1 protein-coding gene is annotated in these 1,050 nt (G+C 42.3%); it reads left to right on the top strand.

Annotation, left to right across the window (positions count from 1 at the left end; genetic code table 11):
* Positions 1–1,050 (top strand): hypothetical protein (locus tag J7J33_00435; GenBank protein ID MCD6167764.1); only part of this gene is annotated, 1,050 nt, incomplete at both ends.

Below are 1,050 nucleotides of genomic sequence, written 5' to 3'. Positions count from 1 at the left end.
AGATGGGAGAGTATTAAGAGCGAGAGCCAGGAATTCCTAAACAAAGTCTCGGAATACCAGGAGAGAACTCTTGGAAAGTCACCATTAAGGTATCAAGAAAGAGCATTGAATGGAGCACTCATAGATTCAATCTCAAAACTCCAATTCGGAGAGAGTGACTTTACTATTGAAATTTTGGGGAACAAGAGGACAATTTCAGCGCCCAAAGAGGTGCTCGAGAAAAGCAGGATACTCAAGCTTGCTGGGGAGCTTGGTCTTGCAAGGGCATTTGCCGTTTCAGACGACGGCAGGGCTGGAATCGTCGTGAGGGATGAACCGTATTTGCAATGTGGTATTAGGACAGTGTACTTCAGTTTTGAAGTGGAAGCGGGGGAGGATGAGAATTCTCACAAATTGCTGAGAAATGCCGTAGAATGGGCGAGCAGTTTTGAGTACAAGCCCGTTTTAAGGAACGTTGTTATATTGGCAAATGATATTGATTGGGAGCTCAAGGGGAAAGTACTTGCCGAGTCTCTTGAGAGGGCAGGATTTAAAGTGACTCGCGTTTATGCAAAAGATTTTGACAAGTACAAAAGTGAGAGGTTCATTGTGATCTTGGGTGGCCCAAAAGCTTATGATGGGGTTGGCGAAATAGTGCAGGAAGTTCTAAGTGAAAAAGAGCAAGAACTCGTAATTGAAGGAAAGCGGAGAATATTTGTAAAAGCAAATGTTTGGACAGAACCCCAGCTTGTTATTATAATTGCAGGAAAAGATAGACATTTGACAGCAGGAAAAATTATTGAATACTTAGATTCACTGGACATAGACTGTTATCAACTCTTCCATCAACTCCTCAATATTCCTCAAATAGGGGCTACTGGAGACGAGAACATTATTTCAAACCAAACAACGGGAGAGGTTAAAGTAATTAGAGTTCTCATAGATGCATCACATAACCAGTATTTCAATGAGCAGAGACTTACTGGACTGATAACTAGGATAAAGAACGAGCTTGGATGGTTAGTTGATGTGAATGCCCAGCCGATAACGCTTGACTTGCTCTCCAAGTAC

The sequence above is a fragment of the Caldisericia bacterium genome, assembly GCA_021158845.1.
Lineage (GTDB): Bacteria > Caldisericota > Caldisericia > B22-G15 > B22-G15 > B22-G15.
Note: the sequence above shows the minus strand (reverse complement) of the source record. Positions and strands in the feature narration are given on the sequence as shown.